Source organism: Pseudomonas sp. ANT_H4 (assembly GCF_008369295.1).
Lineage (GTDB): Bacteria > Pseudomonadota > Gammaproteobacteria > Pseudomonadales > Pseudomonadaceae > Aquipseudomonas.
In genome coordinates, this window is the sequence record NZ_VOBG01000006.1 from 284,363 (window position 1) to 300,075 (window position 15,713).

14 protein-coding genes and 4 pseudogenes are annotated in these 15,713 nt (G+C 44.3%); 16 read left to right on the forward strand and 2 right to left on the reverse strand.

The annotated features are described in order from the left end of the window. Positions 1-116: 116 nt before the first annotated feature. From FQ182_RS10660 to FQ182_RS10715, 12 genes are read left to right on the forward strand one after another with little or no spacing between them, the layout of a single operon-like run. The gene (locus FQ182_RS10660; protein ID WP_149411587.1) at positions 117-1,409 is read left to right on the forward strand and encodes a hypothetical protein; all 1,293 of its coding nucleotides are present in this window, start codon (positions 117-119) and stop codon (positions 1,407-1,409) included. After that, positions 1,399-2,604: a lipopolysaccharide biosynthesis protein gene (locus tag FQ182_RS10665; RefSeq protein ID WP_149411588.1), complete on the forward strand. Its 1,206-nt coding sequence runs from the start codon at positions 1,399-1,401 to the stop codon at positions 2,602-2,604. Before FQ182_RS10660 ends, FQ182_RS10665 begins: the two co-directional genes overlap by 11 nt. Then, complete coding sequence (locus tag FQ182_RS10670) at positions 2,601-3,548, forward strand: hypothetical protein (RefSeq protein WP_149411589.1); 948 nt, start codon at positions 2,601-2,603, stop codon at positions 3,546-3,548. The genes FQ182_RS10665 and FQ182_RS10670 overlap by 4 nt, the downstream gene beginning before the upstream one ends. 43 nt (positions 3,549-3,591) lie before the next feature. Beyond that, on the forward strand, positions 3,592-4,998 hold the full coding sequence (locus tag FQ182_RS10675; protein ID WP_149411590.1) for a mannose-1-phosphate guanylyltransferase/mannose-6-phosphate isomerase: 1,407 nt from the start codon (positions 3,592-3,594) through the stop codon (positions 4,996-4,998). Positions 4,999-5,007: 9 nt separating this feature from the next. Further along, positions 5,008-6,063 carry a glycosyltransferase family 4 protein gene (locus FQ182_RS10680; RefSeq protein ID WP_149411591.1) on the forward strand — a complete coding sequence of 352 codons (1,056 nt, stop codon included), beginning with the start codon at positions 5,008-5,010 and terminating at the stop codon, positions 6,061-6,063. 13 nt (positions 6,064-6,076) lie between these two features. Further along, positions 6,077-7,111, forward strand: coding sequence for a polysaccharide biosynthesis protein (locus FQ182_RS10685; protein ID WP_149411592.1), 1,035 nt, complete (start codon positions 6,077-6,079; stop codon positions 7,109-7,111). A gap of 3 nt (positions 7,112-7,114) precedes the next feature. Beyond that, a complete protein-coding gene (locus FQ182_RS10690) occupies positions 7,115-8,233 on the forward strand; it encodes an NAD-dependent epimerase/dehydratase family protein (protein WP_149411593.1) in 1,119 nt (372 codons plus the stop codon). Between the two features lie 19 nt (positions 8,234-8,252). After that, entirely contained in the window at positions 8,253-9,383 is a 1,131-nt protein-coding gene (wecB, locus tag FQ182_RS10695) for a non-hydrolyzing UDP-N-acetylglucosamine 2-epimerase (RefSeq protein ID WP_149411594.1), read from the forward strand. A 1-nt stretch (position 9,384) separates the two neighbouring features. Beyond that, positions 9,385-10,587 (forward strand): glycosyltransferase family 4 protein, encoded by a 1,203-nt coding sequence (locus FQ182_RS10700; protein WP_149411595.1) that lies wholly within the window; start codon positions 9,385-9,387, stop codon positions 10,585-10,587. Then, on the forward strand, positions 10,584-11,195 hold the full coding sequence (locus FQ182_RS10705) for an N-acetyltransferase (RefSeq protein WP_178114426.1): 612 nt from the start codon (positions 10,584-10,586) through the stop codon (positions 11,193-11,195). Before FQ182_RS10700 ends, FQ182_RS10705 begins: the two co-directional genes overlap by 4 nt. An 18-nt stretch (positions 11,196-11,213) precedes the next feature. Next, a complete protein-coding gene (locus FQ182_RS10710) occupies positions 11,214-12,377 on the forward strand; it encodes a DegT/DnrJ/EryC1/StrS aminotransferase family protein (RefSeq protein ID WP_149411597.1) in 1,164 nt (387 codons plus the stop codon). Then, on the forward strand, positions 12,370-12,963 hold the full coding sequence (locus tag FQ182_RS10715; protein ID WP_149411598.1) for a sugar transferase: 594 nt from the start codon (positions 12,370-12,372) through the stop codon (positions 12,961-12,963). The genes FQ182_RS10710 and FQ182_RS10715 overlap by 8 nt, the downstream gene beginning before the upstream one ends. 106 nt (positions 12,964-13,069) lie before the next feature. Here FQ182_RS10715 and FQ182_RS10720 read toward each other — a convergent pair. Next, positions 13,070-13,207: pseudogene (locus FQ182_RS10720) on the reverse strand (transposase domain-containing protein); the annotation flags it as partial. A gap of 99 nt (positions 13,208-13,306) precedes the next feature. Here FQ182_RS10720 and tnpB (FQ182_RS10725) point away from each other — a divergent pair. Next, positions 13,307-13,510 carry an IS66 family insertion sequence element accessory protein TnpB gene (tnpB, locus tag FQ182_RS10725; RefSeq protein ID WP_256666146.1) on the forward strand — a complete coding sequence of 68 codons (204 nt, stop codon included), beginning with the start codon at positions 13,307-13,309 and terminating at the stop codon, positions 13,508-13,510. Between the two features lie 66 nt (positions 13,511-13,576). Here the strand turns inward: tnpB (FQ182_RS10725) and FQ182_RS10730 are convergent. Next, positions 13,577-13,780 (reverse strand): annotated as a pseudogene (locus FQ182_RS10730) (transposase domain-containing protein); the annotation flags it as partial. Positions 13,781-13,863: 83 nt separating this feature from the next. Between FQ182_RS10730 and tnpB (FQ182_RS10735) the strand changes: the two are divergent. The 3 genes and pseudogenes from tnpB (FQ182_RS10735) to FQ182_RS10745 form a co-directional block, all read left to right on the forward strand. Next, entirely contained in the window at positions 13,864-14,223 is a 360-nt protein-coding gene (gene tnpB / locus FQ182_RS10735) for an IS66 family insertion sequence element accessory protein TnpB (RefSeq protein WP_256666438.1), read from the forward strand. Positions 14,224-14,240: 17 nt separating this feature from the next. Next, positions 14,241-14,774, forward strand: a pseudogene (locus FQ182_RS10740) (IS66 family transposase zinc-finger binding domain-containing protein); the annotation flags it as partial. 74 nt (positions 14,775-14,848) lie between these two features. Next, a pseudogene (locus tag FQ182_RS10745) lies at positions 14,849-15,603 on the forward strand (transposase); the annotation flags it as partial. Between the last annotated feature and the right edge of the window lie 110 nt (positions 15,604-15,713).

The following is a 15,713-nucleotide window of genomic DNA, read 5'->3' on the forward strand; positions in this document are numbered from 1 at the left end:
GAGGCATGAACGAGAGACTCGGCATTCCTCCAGCTGACACATGATTGCTGTTAAATATAATCGTGGGAGATATTGTATATCTTTAATAAATGGAATCCTAATACAAGGGATATATGATGAGTTCGATAGCACTATTTCTTTCAGCTTTGCTAGGTGGGCAGCGCTATTTCTTTAGCGAAATTTACGCCTACGCATGCTTGATTCCATTTTTGTTGGCTATCTCTAATTGGCGTGGACATAAACCTCGAAACACCTATTTGGTGCTTTCTGTTTTTTTGACAATTGATATCACTGCTGGGGTATACGCTGGGACTCCAAGTGTCGTGAGATATACGATTTACATCGCTGCAATAGTGGCTTTATTGGCAGGGTTTAAATTTAATTTGCGTGCATTAGTAATGGCCAGCATATTGTTTTGCTTTTGGATGACGATGTCTGTAATTAACTATGAGGTATTCAGTTGGGAGCAGCTTTATAGAGATTTACAAATATTCTTAATTTTTTTTATCGTGCTGGTGCGTGCGGAAAGCTCGATAGTTAGGCATGAAGTTGATTTTGATCTAGTCAAAAAATTTATTCTAGTAACCCTAATATCAGAGTTGATAAATGTAATTTTTTTCCATGACTTGGCAAATGGATATCTTAGTCTCAACTCCACAAAGTCCTTTGTATGTGCCGCCATGTTGATTGTGCTTTCAAAGAAAAGTCTGGGAGAGTTGCTGATGATTTCCGTACTCACTTCAATAGTTGTGATTGCATACGGGCAGAGGATGATAATCCTGGTATTGCTTTTTGCGGTAGGGATGTATCTTTTACTTAATATGTATAACTCAAAGAAAATTCTTTCCTTGGTAGTAGGGTTTTTTGTACCTGTAGCTCTAGTGATTTTGTTCTTTTTTATACCTTACATTAATAGCGCATCTGAGATGAGCGGTAATAGAAGCATTCATTTGGTGCAAGCGGTAGCGAAGGGTTTATCTTGGGATCTGATTAGATCTGTTGACCAAGTAAGGTTTGATGAGCATGCCCTATTTTTCTCGCAAAAAATATTTCCAATATTGTTTGGCGGCGGACTTGGTGTCGGGGTATACGACATAGATAATGTATTTCGCTACGTTCAGTATGATCAATTTGGTTTCAGCAAAACTGAACTTGAAAGTGGTCTGTTTTTCGGTTTGCACGATTACTGGACTGCAGTGGGTCTGCGTTTTGGTCTTTTGGCTGCTATTCTCCCATGCCTTGTTCTAATAAAAGGATTTGGCAACAGAAACTCTTCTTTGGTGACCCATTCGTTGATCTTATTTGTATTATTAATATGTTCGTCTTACAGTATTGCTGGATTGATTATGATTGCAATGATTGCTCTTTCTTACAGGCAGAATTTTATCCAGGTTAAATATGCAAAATAAAACTCATGAGTTTCAAATGCTACTGTTCGGCGTTGCTTTGGTATCAGTAGCTTCTCTTTTAACAAATGTCGGCTTGGCTAATGTATTTGGCTCCTCTAAATTTGGAGAGTACTCGTATGTATTGTTGCTAGGTATGATAATTGGCCAGATTATTGTGTTTGGATCTGATCAATATGCCGTAAAGTTCCATTTTGATCATGCTCGTAGCGATGTTGCTTCGAAGATATTTGTGTTTAGAATTATTAATTTTTTGATTGTCTCTATTGCTGTAATGACATGGTCTCTTGTGGAGAATAACCATGTTATACCCTATGCATTGATAGTTGCTTCTCAAGTTCTGGGTATACCGTACTCCTATGAAATATCGGGGAAGAATGTTAGGTGTGCAGTGATAAATGTCGTTGAAAAATTTCTTTATCATGCCGCTATTTGGGTGGGAATATTTTTTTTTGAAGATAGTAGCTTTATCTTCGTTTTTGGAGTGCTTTTATTTTGGACTATCGTTTCGCTAGTATATCAGTTTATCGATAGGTCAATAAGGTTAACATCTATGTCAATGCCAGATAGGTCGATGTTTACTTTCGGATTCTGGCTACTCATATTTGGCTTGACTAAGCAAATGTATGGGACAGGGACGCGGTTATTCGTCGAGCATAATTTGGGTTTCAGTGCTCTTGCTGTATACTCCTTAGTTTGGCAGGTTGTGCCTTTAGTAAGCACTTTTCTTGAACAAGGAGTGAAGTCATGGAGGGTAAAAATCACCTCTTCTATAGTGTTGTTGGATATTGTAACTTTGAAAAACTCAATAAAGCAGATGACTATATCTATGATTATACCGGTCTTGTTGGGGGCGATCGTTATGAATCTTCTAGGTAGAGAAGTTATTAGCTATATACTGCCGCCCGAATATGAGCCTATGACGCTTTTACTACCGTGGCTCGGTTTATACGTAGTTATTGTAGCTTTGGACGTTGTGGTTTCAGTCATTTGGATTGCCATTGGTAAGATTAAAATTTTTAATTTCTTGTATTTTGGCTTGAGCGTTGCGTGCTTCTGTTTGCTATATTATTTTGGAAGTGATTTTGAGATGGAGGAATATCTTTTTACTGTAGTAATATTTCATGGAGCAGCAGTGCTGGCTTCTGCTTGCATCACTACTAGGCTGCTAATTATAATCGTTAAGGAGAGTGTATGATATTTGTGGATATGATGTCACCAGTGGGGCATGTACGTATTAATAGTTTCTATTTAAATTCGCTTTGGCAAGAAGGTGATGTCTTGATGATAGGGCGTCAACTCTCTAAAAAATTTGATGGGTTTAATAAGGTGATAATAAAAGATAATTCCTCAAGTAAGTTTAATAGGATTTTTATTGCTTTCCAAGTTATTTGTCAACTTATATGTAAGCCAGGCCATAAAGTCTGTTTCCTATCTTATGATTTAGCTCTGATGCCCATCGTGATGTTGATTTTAAGAGTTGTCAATTGCCAGGTTTTCGCATTTGAGCATAATACTGTGCCTGAAACAAATCTAAAAAAAGTTTTTCAAAGGGCGTCTGGTAAAGATCTATTGCATATTACTTACGCGAAACATATTTCTCTTGTTTTTGATGGCCTTGGGCTTTCATCCTGTGTTGTAGATCATCCCGCTCTTACCCCTGAAAGAGCATCTACTTGGCCAGAAGTTAGGTACATTGAGTCAATTAAAGTAAAATTCGATAAAGTGATTTATAGTCCAAGCGGAAGTGTGCTTTGGGATGACATACAACAAATGGCAACAAAACATCCTGAACATTTATTTGTTTTCAAGGGTGAACCGTTAACAGATGAAACAAATATAGTCTCTTTCCGCCTCATTGAAGGTTATCTCGAAATGCTGTTGCTCTGCGACGCGGTTTATATTCCGTTTGATTGGAGGACAAAAGTGAGCGGCCCATTTTATGAGGCCATGGCTTTGGGTAAGGTTGTTGTGTTGAAAGATAATGAATTTGGTCGCTTCTGTAAAAGTAGATTTCCTAACAACGTTGAGTATTGCGTAGCTAAAATCAATTCTAATGTTATGTCTAAAGTGGATGTCTTAGATTATAATAATCAGGTAGTCAGTAATTTAATAAAGATATTTGATGTGTTAGTTAAATAAAACTGATTTTGTTTGACTATTGCCAAGTATAAGGAGTTTGGTTATGTTTGTACCGGTTGTTATGGCTGGTGGTAGTGGGGCGCGTTTATGGCCATTATCACGACAGCACTCTCCGAAGCAATTTCTTCCACTGACGGATTCTAATGAGTCCATGATGCAAACTACTCTTAATCGGTTGACGGGTTTAGAGTGTAGTATGCCATTGTTGATTTGTAATGAGGATCATAGATTTTTGGCTGCTGAGCAATTACGCCAGCTGGATATGAACGAAGCGCACATTTTTTTGGAGCCATTTTCACGCAACACCGCGCCGGCGCTCACGCTTGCCGCATTGCATGCAGTGGCTTCTATGAGCGACCCTATACTTCTGGTATTGGCCGCTGATCATGTGATTTCAAATGTTCAAGCATTTCACATGAGTATTAAATCAGCATTAAATCTTGCTGAGCAAGGCTTTTTGGTTACTTTCGGTATTGCTCCCAGTCATGCCGAAACTGGTTACGGATATATTGAAAAAGGGGAGAGCGTTAGGGAGGGTTTTCATGTCAAACGGTTTGTCGAAAAGCCTGACTCAGAGACTGCTAAAACATATGTAGACAGCGGACTTTACTTTTGGAATAGTGGCATGTTTATGTTTCGTGCCAGTCGCTATCTCGATGAAATTAGGAAGTTTTCTCCAGATATATTCCAATCTTGTCAAAAAGCGATGAATGGAGCGACAAAGGATTTTCACTTCACAAGAGTTGATTCTAAAAGTTTTGAAGAATGTCCTGCGGACTCTGTAGATTATGCAGTTATGGAGAACACTGATCTAGCCGTCATGGTTCCTCTTGATGCAGGCTGGAGTGATGTGGGCTCTTGGGAGGCTTTGTGGGCGATTTCGGAAAAAGATACCCAGGGTAATGTAAATCACGGAGACGTAGTTTCTATTGATACCAAAAATTGCTTCATTCACTCTGATGGCAGATTATTGGCTACATTGGGTGTTGATAACTTGGTAATAGTGGAGACCAAAGATGCTGTGCTAATAGTAAGTAAAGATCAGGCGCAAAATGTTAAAGATATTGTTGAGAAGATCAAGTCTTTGAAAAGGAGCGAGCATTTAAGTCAGCGCGTTGTCTATAGGCCATGGGGTAATTATGATTCAATTGACAAGGGGGAGCGATACCAAGTTAAGCGTATCGTAGTTAAACCAGGTGGAAAGTTATCTTTACAAATGCATCACCATCGGGCGGAGCATTGGATAGTTGTCAGTGGAACTGCCAAGGTTACTAATGGAAAGGAAACTTATTTAGTGGCAGAGAATCAGTCCACATTCATTCCTATTGGTCAAGTCCATTCATTAGAAAACCCAGGGATTATTCCTTTGGAGTTGATAGAGGTTCAATCAGGTGCATATCTTGGAGAGGATGATATCATTAGGTTTCAAGATAGTTATGGCCGAATTTGAGTATATCAAATGAAGATACTTTTGATTTGTCCCACTAGTCTGTTATTTATGCCGTATGTAAAAAACTATTTGGCAATTCTTGATGAGAAAAATGCGAATTACGATGTATTGATCTGGGATCGCTTCAGTTTGCATAATGAAGCGGGCGCGGAAATTTACAGAGATGGGAAAACTGGTCATGTCAGAGGCTTTCTTGACTATCGCAACTTTGCTAGCTTTGCAAAGAAGAAATTGGACTCGGGTAGCTATGACAAGGTGATTTTATTCGGTATTCAGTTAGCATTTTTTTTGGGAAGAAAGCTAGTATTGGACTTCAAGAACAGATTTATTTTGGATATAAGAGATAGGCACCCATTAATTAATTTTTTGAATGTCCAGAGGATTTTGGATCGTGCAAGTTTTACGACTATATCCTCTGAAGGGTATTTGTCATGGCTTCCATATAAGAATAAAAAAATTCAAATTGATCACAATATTTCTGAGAGTAAGCTTCTAGACGAAGCGCGAATAGATGTCGGATTCAATGAAGATGGGTCTTATACTGTTTCTTGCATTGGCGCTTTGCGGGATTACTCTGCAAATATATGTCTTGTCAATATGCTTGCCAAGAGCCAATCCTTCAGCTTGGTTTTTCATGGAGAGGGCTTAATAAATAATAGGCTTGAGAACTATGTTAAAAGTAAAGGATTCCGCAATGTAAGTATCTCGGGAAGATACCAGCCCGAAGATGAAGGTGGACTGTATAATGATTGTGATTTCGTTAACCTGGTAAGATTTGCCGACGGGGTTAATAATAAAACTGCGATCCCTAATCGATTATATAATTCTGCGTATTATGGCAAACCCGCAATATGCTTTCAGGGAACTTACCTCTCGGAATTAGTGTCTGAGTTTAATTTAGGCATAGTCCTTGATTTAAAGGATGACGCGCCTGATAAAATAAATAGTTATATTAATTCTTTTTCCATTGAGAGATATAACTCTGGAAGAAATCTATTTTTAGATCGCGTGCGCACTGATAAAACAGCTTTCAAAAAAGCACTAGATAATTTTGTTGATCTATAAAAGGAAATTTACCTTGTTTACGAATAAAACTCTTCTAATAACCGGTGGTACCGGTTCTTTTGGTAATGCTGTTCTCATGCGCTTTCTCGACACCGACATTTCGGAAATTCGGATCTTCAGTCGCGATGAAAAAAAGCAAGATGATATGCGAAAACACTTTGTTAGCCCCAAGCTCAAATTCTATATAGGCGATGTCCGGGATTATCAAAGTGTACTGAACGCTTCTCGAGGAGTGGATTACATTTTCCATGCTGCCGCCCTGAAGCAAGTACCATCTTGCGAGTTTCACCCCATGGAGGCTGTCAAGACCAACGTGCTCGGGACCGAGAATGTGTTGGAAGCGGCCATCCAAAATGAAGTCAAGCGAGTGGTTTGCCTGAGTACTGACAAGGCGGTGTATCCGATCAACGCCATGGGTATTTCAAAGGCGATGATGGAAAAGGTCATGGTGGCCAAGTCTCGAAATGTTGATGACGATAAGACCGTGATCTGTGGTACGCGTTATGGCAATGTCATGGCTTCTCGTGGTTCAGTAATTCCGCTATTCATTGAACAGGCTCGAGCGGGCAAGGCGTTGACGCTGACTGACCCGAACATGACCCGATTCATGATGACATTAGGCGATGCAGTAGATCTGGTGCTGTACGCCTTTGAGCATGGAAAGAATGGTGATCTGTTCGTACAAAAGGCTCCGGCTGCTACGGTGGAAACTTTAGCGCATGCACTCATTGGCCTAATCGGTAAGCCTGAACATCCGATTCAGGTGATTGGAACTCGTCATGGCGAGAAACTCTATGAGGCCTTGCTCAGCCGAGAAGAAATGGCCTGTGCCGAGGATATGGGTGACTACTTTCGCGTTCCCCCAGATTTGCGTGATCTCAACTATGCAAAATATGTCGAGCAGGGCGAAACCAAGATATCCCACACAGAGGATTACAATTCTCACAATACCGAGCGTTTAGATGTGGCTGGTATGCAGCGCCTACTCCTCAAGCTAGATTTTATGTGTGCTATTCAGCGTGGCGAGCACGTAACACCTGAGGAGTAAAGAATGAAGGTTCTTATTACGGGAGCTAATGGTTTTGTCGGTCAGAATCTCATTACGCATCTAAGCGAGCGTGATGATATTGTGGTGCTGCGTTTTACTCGCGACGACTCACTGGCTAATTTGCCAAATTTGGTTAATCAGGCGGAGTACATTTTCCATCTGGCCGGCATCAACCGACCTCAAGATCCGAAAGATTTTCAGATTGGCAATATCGGTCTAACCCAGGCGCTGTGCGAAGCTATCAAGACTAGCGGTCGGAAAATACCAGTGCTATATACGTCCTCCCGCCAAGCTGAGTTGGATAATCCTTATGGCTGCAGCAAGCGAGGCGCAGAAAACGCGCTACTAGAACTTAATGCTGGACATGGCTCCCCGGTACATCTGTTTCGCTTGGCTAATGTCTTCGGTAAGTGGGCTCGGGCAAACTATAATTCGGCGGTGGCGACTTTCTGCCATAACATCGCCCGTGATTTACCGGTCCAGATCAACGACCCTGATGCGCACATCAACCTCGTCTACATCGACGATGTAATCAGCCATTTTATTGCGGTCATGGACGGAAAATTGACTGTCGGGCCTTTCGTCAATGTTGAGCCGAGTTACAGCATTTCGGTTGGTGGGCTGGCTGATCAGCTGTATGCATTCCGCGACAGCCGCAAATCGATTATCACCGAGCCGGTCGGCGCAGGGTTGGTCAGGGCACTGTATTCCACCTATCTGAGCTATTTACCCCCCGAGCGATTCACTTACGAAATCCCTAAATACGAAGATCCACGCGGTATGTTTGTGGAAATGCTGAAAACTAAAGAATCCGGGCAATTTTCTTTTTTCACATCCCATCCAGGCATCACTCGTGGTGGGCATTATCATCATTCAAAAACGGAAAAATTCCTTGTGATCAAGGGCAAGGCGTGCTTCCGTTTTCGGCATGTCATTTCCGGTGAGTTCTATGAGTTATTCACCACGGGCGAGCAGCCTGAAATCGTCGAGACCGTGCCTGGCTGGACGCATGACATTACTAACATGGGCGACGATGAGATGATCGTGATACTTTGGGCTAATGAGATTTTTGACCGAGAACACCCAGATACTTATGCTCGGCCGGTCGGCACCGAAGCCTAAGCCGTGAAAAGGAACTGTAATGAAAAAGCTTAAGGTTGTAACGGTAGTGGGTACTCGCCCAGAAATCATTCGCTTGTCGCGCGTGATAGCGAAGTTGGATGAACATTGTGAGCATGTGCTGGTGCATACTGGCCAAAATTACGATTATGAGCTAAACGAAATATTTTTCCAGGATCTCGGCATCCGCAAGCCAGATCATTTCCTTAATGCTGCAGGCGCCAGCGGTGCGGAAACGATCGGCAATGTGATTATAGCTGTTGATCGCCTACTGGCTGAAGTGCAGCCTGAAGCGCTCCTCGTTCTAGGTGATACCAACAGCTGCATGGCCGTGATCCCGGCCAAGCGTCGCAAGATCCCAACCTTCCATATGGAAGCGGGCAATCGCTGTTTTGACATGCGCGTGCCGGAAGAAATCAATCGCCGCATCGTCGACCACACAGCCGATATCAACCTGACCTACAGCACTATTGCGCGTGACTATCTTCTGCGTGAAGGCCTGCCGCCCGACATGGTGATCAAAACTGGCAGCCCGATGTTTGAAGTTCTCAATTACTACCGCGAGGGTATAGAAGCATCCGATGTGCTAGAGCGTTTGGGCTTGCAAAGGGGTAATTTTTTTTTAGTGAGTGCTCATCGCGAAGAAAATGTAGACTCGGATAAAAACTTCCTCAAATTGGTGGATGTGCTTAACACAGTAGCTGAACGGTATGATTATCCGGTGATCGTTTCCACTCATCCACGTACGCAGAAGCGGGTGGATGCCATGAGGGTAATGTTCCACGCCAATGTGCGCCTGCTCAAACCGTTAGGGTTTAAGGACTACAACAAACTGCAACTCACGGCCAAGACTGTTTTGTCTGACAGCGGTACCATCAACGAAGAGTCGTCGATACTCAATTTCTCGGCGCTGAACATCCGAGAAGCGCACGAGCGCCCTGAAGGCATGGAGGAAGCTGCGGTAATGATGGTGGGGCTTGAGGTTGAACGGGTCCTGCAAGGACTGCAAATACTGGAAAGCCAGACGCCTGGAATAGAGCGGCAATTACGGCTTGTTGGTGACTACAGCATGCCTAATGTGGCGGAAAAGGTGGTTCGCCTTGTCCATAGCTATCGTGATTATGTAATGCGGACTGTTTGGAAAAATTATTGAAATGCGTCTATTATTTATAAGCCAACTTTTTGATCCTGAGTACTCAATTAAAGGTCTTGCATACTTAAAAGAACTACAAGCTCAGGGTATGCAGATTGATGTAATAACAACATTTCCAAATTACCCCACAGGTAAAATTTTTCCAGGTTATAAAGTCAGACCATGGGCAGTGGAGCAACATGGTGGCGTACGGATTATACGCGTCTGGTCATTTATTTCCCATTCGAAGTCAAAGCTAGCGAGGGCGCTGTCGTACGCTTCATTTATGATAAGTTCGTCAATCGCGGCGTTATCTGTTGCTAGACCGACTATAATCTATGCGTATCATCCTCAGTTGACAACCGGGATTGTTGCATCTCTTGTAAAACTATTCAAAAAAGTCCCCTTCATAACTGACGTTCAAGATCTATGGCCAGATGCTTTGGCTGCGACTGGTTTACAAAAAGAGGGTTTTATATACAGGGTTCTAGGTAAGGTCTGTAATAAAGTATATTCTAATGCTGACCATATCGTCGTTCTTTCGGATGGATATAAAAAGGCTTTAGTCGAAAGAGGAGTTTCAGAGGAAAAAATAACGGTAATTTTTAATTGGCATGCGAGTGAAGGTTTAGACGTGCATCAACATAGTACGGAACGGCAAGCGAGGGGGGGCGAGTTTTGCTATGCTGGAAATATTGGGGCGGCGCAGTCATTATCAGCAGTGATTGATGCGTTTTCCCGTTTTTCTGAAGCGTCTGTAAGTCTAAGGTTAATTGGTGAAGGGGTTGAAAAAGAAAAGCTTGAGTCCTATGCGGTCGAAATTGGGGCCAAGAATGTTTTTTTTTCCGGTTATATACAGGCTGCAAAAGTTGGAATTGAGTTAGCGCGTGCAGACGTTTTGGTCGTTCATCTTAGAGATGATCCTTTATTCAAAATTACTATTCCGTCGAAAACACAAGCTTATTTAAATTCAGGAAAGCCTATATTGATGGCTGTAGGTGGTGAGGCAAATCAGATAATTTTAAATGCTGAGGCTGGTGTTTGTGCGTCACCTGAAAATGCGGATGAAATTGCTCACGCCATTCAAGAGTTGATCTCTCTTCGAGAGCAATGGCCTGTAATGGGCTTGGCTGGCAAAAGTTTTTATCAAGAAAAAATGTCTCGCGCCATCGGTGTGAAGAAGACACTTTCTATTTTGAATCGACTACAAGCGCGCACTCAATGAGATTGAGAAAAGCAGAATACCGTGATCTAGATTCTATTTCAGATGTTCATATTAAGTCCTTTCCCGGTTTTTTTCTGACGCTGCTGGGGAAGAGATTTCTTAAAGAAATGTATGCAGGATTCCTAAAATTTAAAAGTGGTGTCTGTATAGTTCTTTTAAGTGAGCAGGGTGATGTCATTGGGTTTGCTGCCGGGGCGACGACGCCCGAAATATTTTTTCCTAAATTGAGAAGAAAGAGGGCGTTGTACTTTGCCATTTTTGCTCTACCAGCATTATTGCGAAATTCCGAGCTAGTAATCAAGAAGTTGTGGGCTGCAGTCTTTTATCGTGGTGATAGACCTGATAGTCTACAAGGGGGGGCTTTACTAAGTAGTATCGGTATTGATCCATTATTTAAGGGGCAATCGTTAGGCAAAAAACTGTTAGATGTATTTGAAGATGAGGCATATGCTGCGGGGTCTCCCTTTGTTTACCTAACTACAGATCAGCATGGTAACGATTCAGTAATTGGGTTTTACAAAAAAAATGGCTATGATATTGAGTCATTTTTTACTCAGCCTGGAGGGCGAAAAATGTTGCGTTTTATGAAGATCATAAAGGCAAGTTAAAATTCTGGAGGTAAGTTAATGACAGACAATGTTTTTTTACCATTTGCGTTGCCGGAGATTGGTGAGGAAGAAATCACTGAAGTAGTAGACACACTTCGCTCTGGATGGGTAACAACTGGCCCCAAGACCCGTCAATTTGAAATAGACTTTTCAGTATTGATTGGGGGCTCCGTAGAAAGTATTGCAGTGAATTCTGCGACGGCCGGCCTTCACTTGGCTTTAGAGGCTATAGGTGTAGGGCCTGGCGATGAAGTTATTTTGCCTACATACACCTTTACTGCAACTGCAGAAGTTGTCCGTTATCTTGGGGCGCAGCCAATCATGGTTGATGTGCTGGAGGATACCTTTAATATTTCACCTTCTGCAATTGAAGCTGCTATCACCAGCCGAACCAAGGCTATCATGCCAGTTCATTTTGCTGGTTTAAGCTGTGATATGGATTCAATTCTTTCTATAGCGAAGAAATATGGCTTGAAAGTTGTAGAGGATGCCGCTCATGCTTTGCCTACAACATGGAAAGGGCAAAATATTGGTTCGCTAAAATCTGACATTACAGTTTTTAGCTTCTATGCAAATAAAACCATGACCACAGGTGAAGGTGGCATGCTTGTCACTAGTGATCCCGAGTTGGCAAAGCGTTGCTGTATTATGCGCTTGCATGGGATCAGTCGTGATTCGTTTGATCGTTATGTATCAAAAACTCCGGCATGGTTTTACGAAGTAATCGCTCCAGGCTTCAAGTACAATATGAGTGATCTTGCTGCTGCGATTGGAATTCACCAACTTCGTCGTTTGCCTAGTTTTCAAGAAAAACGGGAAAAAATGGCACGGATCTACAACTCTGAACTTCAAGGGTTACCAATTATATTGCCGCAAAGCGCGCCTATTGGAGATGTACACGCGAGGCATCTATACCCGATTCGCTTGCTCCCAGAGGCTGGAGTCACACGTGATGAATTTATCGTAAAGATGTCTGAGTTAGGGGTCGGCTGCTCAGTGCATTTCATTCCTTTACACTTACAGCCATATTGGCGAGAGAGCTGTAATTTACAGGTTGAAGACTATCCAGTAGCACAGCGTCTTTACGAACAAGAATGTTCTATACCGCTTTACACGAAAATGTCTGAGCAAGATCAGAATCGTGTTATCGATGCTATCCACAAGGTGCTGAAAAATGCTTAAGCGCTTTTTCGATCTATTTTTATCAATTTTTGGGCTGTTGGTATTAGCCCCTTTTTTCATGTGTTTAGCCTTCTGGATAAAGCTTGATTCACCTGGCCCGGTTTTTTTTAGACAGGTCAGGCTCGGACGTTACGGGATACCCTTTCGTATTCACAAGTTTAGGACTATGAATATTAATTCGGAGCAGGAGGGGCGTTTAACTATTGGCAGTGATGGTCGTATAACCCGCTCAGGCCATTTTTTACGGAAATATAAGCTGGATGAGCTTCCCCAGTTAATTGATGTTTTTTTGGGAAGAATGAGCCTGGTAGGGCCGCGACCGGAAGTTCAAGAATTTATAGACATGTATTCGAAAGAGATTCGCGAAAGAGTTCTTTCTGTTCGGCCTGGAATTACTGATCGAGCGTCAATTGAAATGATAGATGAAAACCAATTATTGGCTGGCTATAGTGATCCTCGGAAAGCATACATTGATATTATTTTGCCCGTAAAACAGAAGTATTATCTCGCTTACATTGATGAACAAGGTTTTCTTATAGACTTGAAAATTATTTTGGCTACCTTTTCTAAGCTCTTACGACGATAGATTGTATGTAAGCGATCCACCGTGTACACATTCAATACTGTCAGTTGAAGCCTGATGCTGTGTAAGCGCCTCATGAATCCCACATACCAAACGATGGGATTAATGGTTACCGTGGCATCTCTGGCGAGCAGTTCCACGGCAGCAAGGCTTCGAAGTCTTCTACCGAAGTAGCTTGCGGCAGGCGCTCAAGTACGTGGCGCAGCCACGTATAGGGCTCTTGGCCGTTGGCTTTGGCAGTTTCGATCGTATGCGATCCATAGTAAGCGATCCACCGTGCCCACATTCAAATCCGCTAATTGAAGCCTGAAGCTGTGCTCCCGATCTCTTTCAGGAGCCAGCAACTATGATGCGTCCCGACGCCAAAGTTGAAAAAGTGTACCTCTACCCTAAACCCGTGGACTTTCGAAAATCTATCGACGGCCTGTCTGCCCTTGTCGAGTTGGATATCAAGGTCGCGGTGTTCGATCCCGTGCTTTTCGTTTTCCTGAATCGCCACCGTAATCGAGTGAAAATCCTCTATTGGGGTGTGTCACGAACGCTGGCGTAAGCCAGCGATGCTGTATCAAAGTAAGCGACCCATAAACCACACCTGGCAAAAAACCGATGTGTGCTTTTAGCGCGAGATAATTGGGGAACAGTTCCACGGCAGCAAGGCTTCGAAGTCCTCTACCGAAGTAGCTTGCGGTAGGCGTTCAAGTACGTGGCGCAGCCACGTATAGGGCTCCTGGCCGTTGGCTTTGGCAGTTTCGACCAGGCTATAGATCTGCGCACTGGCAGTGGCACCCTTGGGCGTGTCGCTGAACATCCAGTTTTTACGTAAGCGATCCACCGTACCCACATTCAAATCCGTCAGTTGAAGCCTGAAGCTGTGCTCCCGATCTCTTTCAGGAGCCAGCAACTATGATGCGTCCCGACGCCAAAGTTGAAAAAGTGTATCTCTACCCTAAACCCGTGGACTTTCGAAAATCTATCGACGGCCTGTCTGCCCTCGTCGAATTGGATATCAAGGTCGCGGTGTTCGATCCCGTGCTTTTCGTTTTCCTGAATCGCCACCGTAATCGAGTGAAAATCCTCTATTGGGAGCGCAACGGCTTTTGCCTTTGGCTCAAGCGCCTGGAGTCCGAGCGCTTCAAAACATCGCCTGATCTCACCGACGAAGCCATTGTGCTAACGGTTCAAGAATTGAATTGGCTGCTGGATGGTTTTGACCTCTGGAGGAACCGTCCGCATCAAGTTTTAACCCCTCGATTCGTCGCCTGATCGGATATAATCCGGGCATGAATTTGATGCCCGAAGACCTCCCTGATGATCCGGTTCTGCTCAAGCAAATGCTTGTGCAGATGCTCAGTGAGCGTCAGTTGGACAAGGGCCAGATTGTTGATCTGAAAGAACAGATCAAGTTGCTGCGTGACCGTTTATTTGGCCGCAAATCCGAGCAGACGGTCGAAGCTGACACACCGCAATTGGCGCTGTTCAACGAAGCCGAAAGCGTTGCCGTGCAGGAAGAAGGCATTGCCGAAGACGAAGAAGTTGTTGCCCCGACCCAACGCCGTGGCAAACGCAAACCGCTGTCCGCCGATCTGCCGCGCATTGAAGTCATCCACGAACTGCCCGAGCACGAACTGACCTGCGCGTGTGGCTGCCGCAAACACAGCATCGGCGAAGAAACCAGTGAACAGCTGGAAATCGTGCCGATGCAGATCCGCGTGATCAAACACATCCGCAAGGTCTACGCGTGCCGTGGTTGTGAAACGGCGCCGGTCACCGCCGACAAACCGGCTCAGTTGATCGAAAAGAGCATGGCCAGCCCCCCCCGGTGTCAGGCTAGTTGTCGCCTCAGTTGATCTATCAAAACGATAAATCGGGGGCGTCAAAGAGAGTTGTCATGTCGAGCTATTCACCCGAGCGTAAAGCGGCCCTTATCAACAAGTTACTGCCTCCTCAAAACATGTCCGTGGCCAAGTTGTCGCGTCAGGAAGGCATCGCCCCAGCCACGCTGTATGCTTGGCGCTCCAAGCTCAAAGCAGGAGGCGCGGTGGTGCCCGGAAATAAAAACAGTGCCGATAACTGGTCGGGCGAAGCCAAGTTCGCAGCGGTGTTGCATACAGCCACGCTGAGCGAAATCGAGCTCAGCGAATACTGTCGCAGCAAGGGGCTGTATCCCGAACAAATAGCCGCTTGGCGTCAAGCCTGCATCACCGGCCAGTTGTCCGCTCAGGCGCAACGCCAAGCTGAGCGAGAGCAGGCGCGGGCTGACAAAAAGCGCATTGTCGAGCTGGAGCGCGACCTACGGCGCAAGGACAAAGCGCTGGCAGAAACTGCCGCGATCCTGGTGTTGCGAAAAAAGATGAATGCCTTCTGGGGAAGCGACAACGAGGACGTCTGACCTCGCTGCCAGAACGGCTACAACTCGTTGAGCGTTTTAACCATGCCGTGGCTTCTGGTGCGCGTAAAGCGATTGCCAGTGCAGAGATTGGCCTGTCGCTGCGCAGCCTGCAACGCTGGGCATTGACGCCGGTGATGCAGGCCGATGTGCGTACCACTACGCTGCGCCCGCGACCACGCAATGCCCTGAGTGAGCAGGAGCGCTGCGCTATTTTAGAGGTCTGCAACAGCCTGACATTCGTAAGCGATCCACCGTGCCCACATTCAAATCCGTCAGTTGAAGCCTGAAGCTGTGCTCCCGATCTCTTTCAGGAGCCTGCAACCATGATGCGTCCCGACGCCAAAGTTGAAAAAGTGTACCTCTA

What these genes read in the sequence shown, in the direction of transcription:
- FQ182_RS10660 (WP_149411587.1), top strand. Translation starts at nt 117, where the DNA reads ATGAGTTCGATAGCACTATTTCTTTCAGCTTTGCTAGGTGGGCAGCGC.
- FQ182_RS10665 (WP_149411588.1), top strand. Translation starts at nt 1,399, where the DNA reads ATGCAAAATAAAACTCATGAGTTTCAAATGCTACTGTTCGGCGTTGCT.
- FQ182_RS10670 (WP_149411589.1), top strand. Translation starts at nt 2,601, where the DNA reads ATGATATTTGTGGATATGATGTCACCAGTGGGGCATGTACGTATTAAT.
- FQ182_RS10675 (WP_149411590.1), top strand. Translation starts at nt 3,592, where the DNA reads ATGTTTGTACCGGTTGTTATGGCTGGTGGTAGTGGGGCGCGTTTATGG.
- FQ182_RS10680 (WP_149411591.1), top strand. Translation starts at nt 5,008, where the DNA reads ATGAAGATACTTTTGATTTGTCCCACTAGTCTGTTATTTATGCCGTAT.
- FQ182_RS10690 (WP_149411593.1), top strand. Translation starts at nt 7,115, where the DNA reads ATGAAGGTTCTTATTACGGGAGCTAATGGTTTTGTCGGTCAGAATCTC.
- wecB (WP_149411594.1), top strand. Translation starts at nt 8,253, where the DNA reads ATGAAAAAGCTTAAGGTTGTAACGGTAGTGGGTACTCGCCCAGAAATC.
- FQ182_RS10700 (WP_149411595.1), top strand. Translation starts at nt 9,385, where the DNA reads ATGCGTCTATTATTTATAAGCCAACTTTTTGATCCTGAGTACTCAATT.
- FQ182_RS10705 (WP_178114426.1), top strand. Translation starts at nt 10,584, where the DNA reads ATGAGATTGAGAAAAGCAGAATACCGTGATCTAGATTCTATTTCAGAT.
- FQ182_RS10710 (WP_149411597.1), top strand. Translation starts at nt 11,214, where the DNA reads ATGACAGACAATGTTTTTTTACCATTTGCGTTGCCGGAGATTGGTGAG.
- FQ182_RS10715 (WP_149411598.1), top strand. Translation starts at nt 12,370, where the DNA reads ATGCTTAAGCGCTTTTTCGATCTATTTTTATCAATTTTTGGGCTGTTG.
- tnpB (WP_256666146.1), top strand. Translation starts at nt 13,307, where the DNA reads ATGATGCGTCCCGACGCCAAAGTTGAAAAAGTGTACCTCTACCCTAAA.
- tnpB (WP_256666438.1), top strand. Translation starts at nt 13,864, where the DNA reads ATGATGCGTCCCGACGCCAAAGTTGAAAAAGTGTATCTCTACCCTAAA.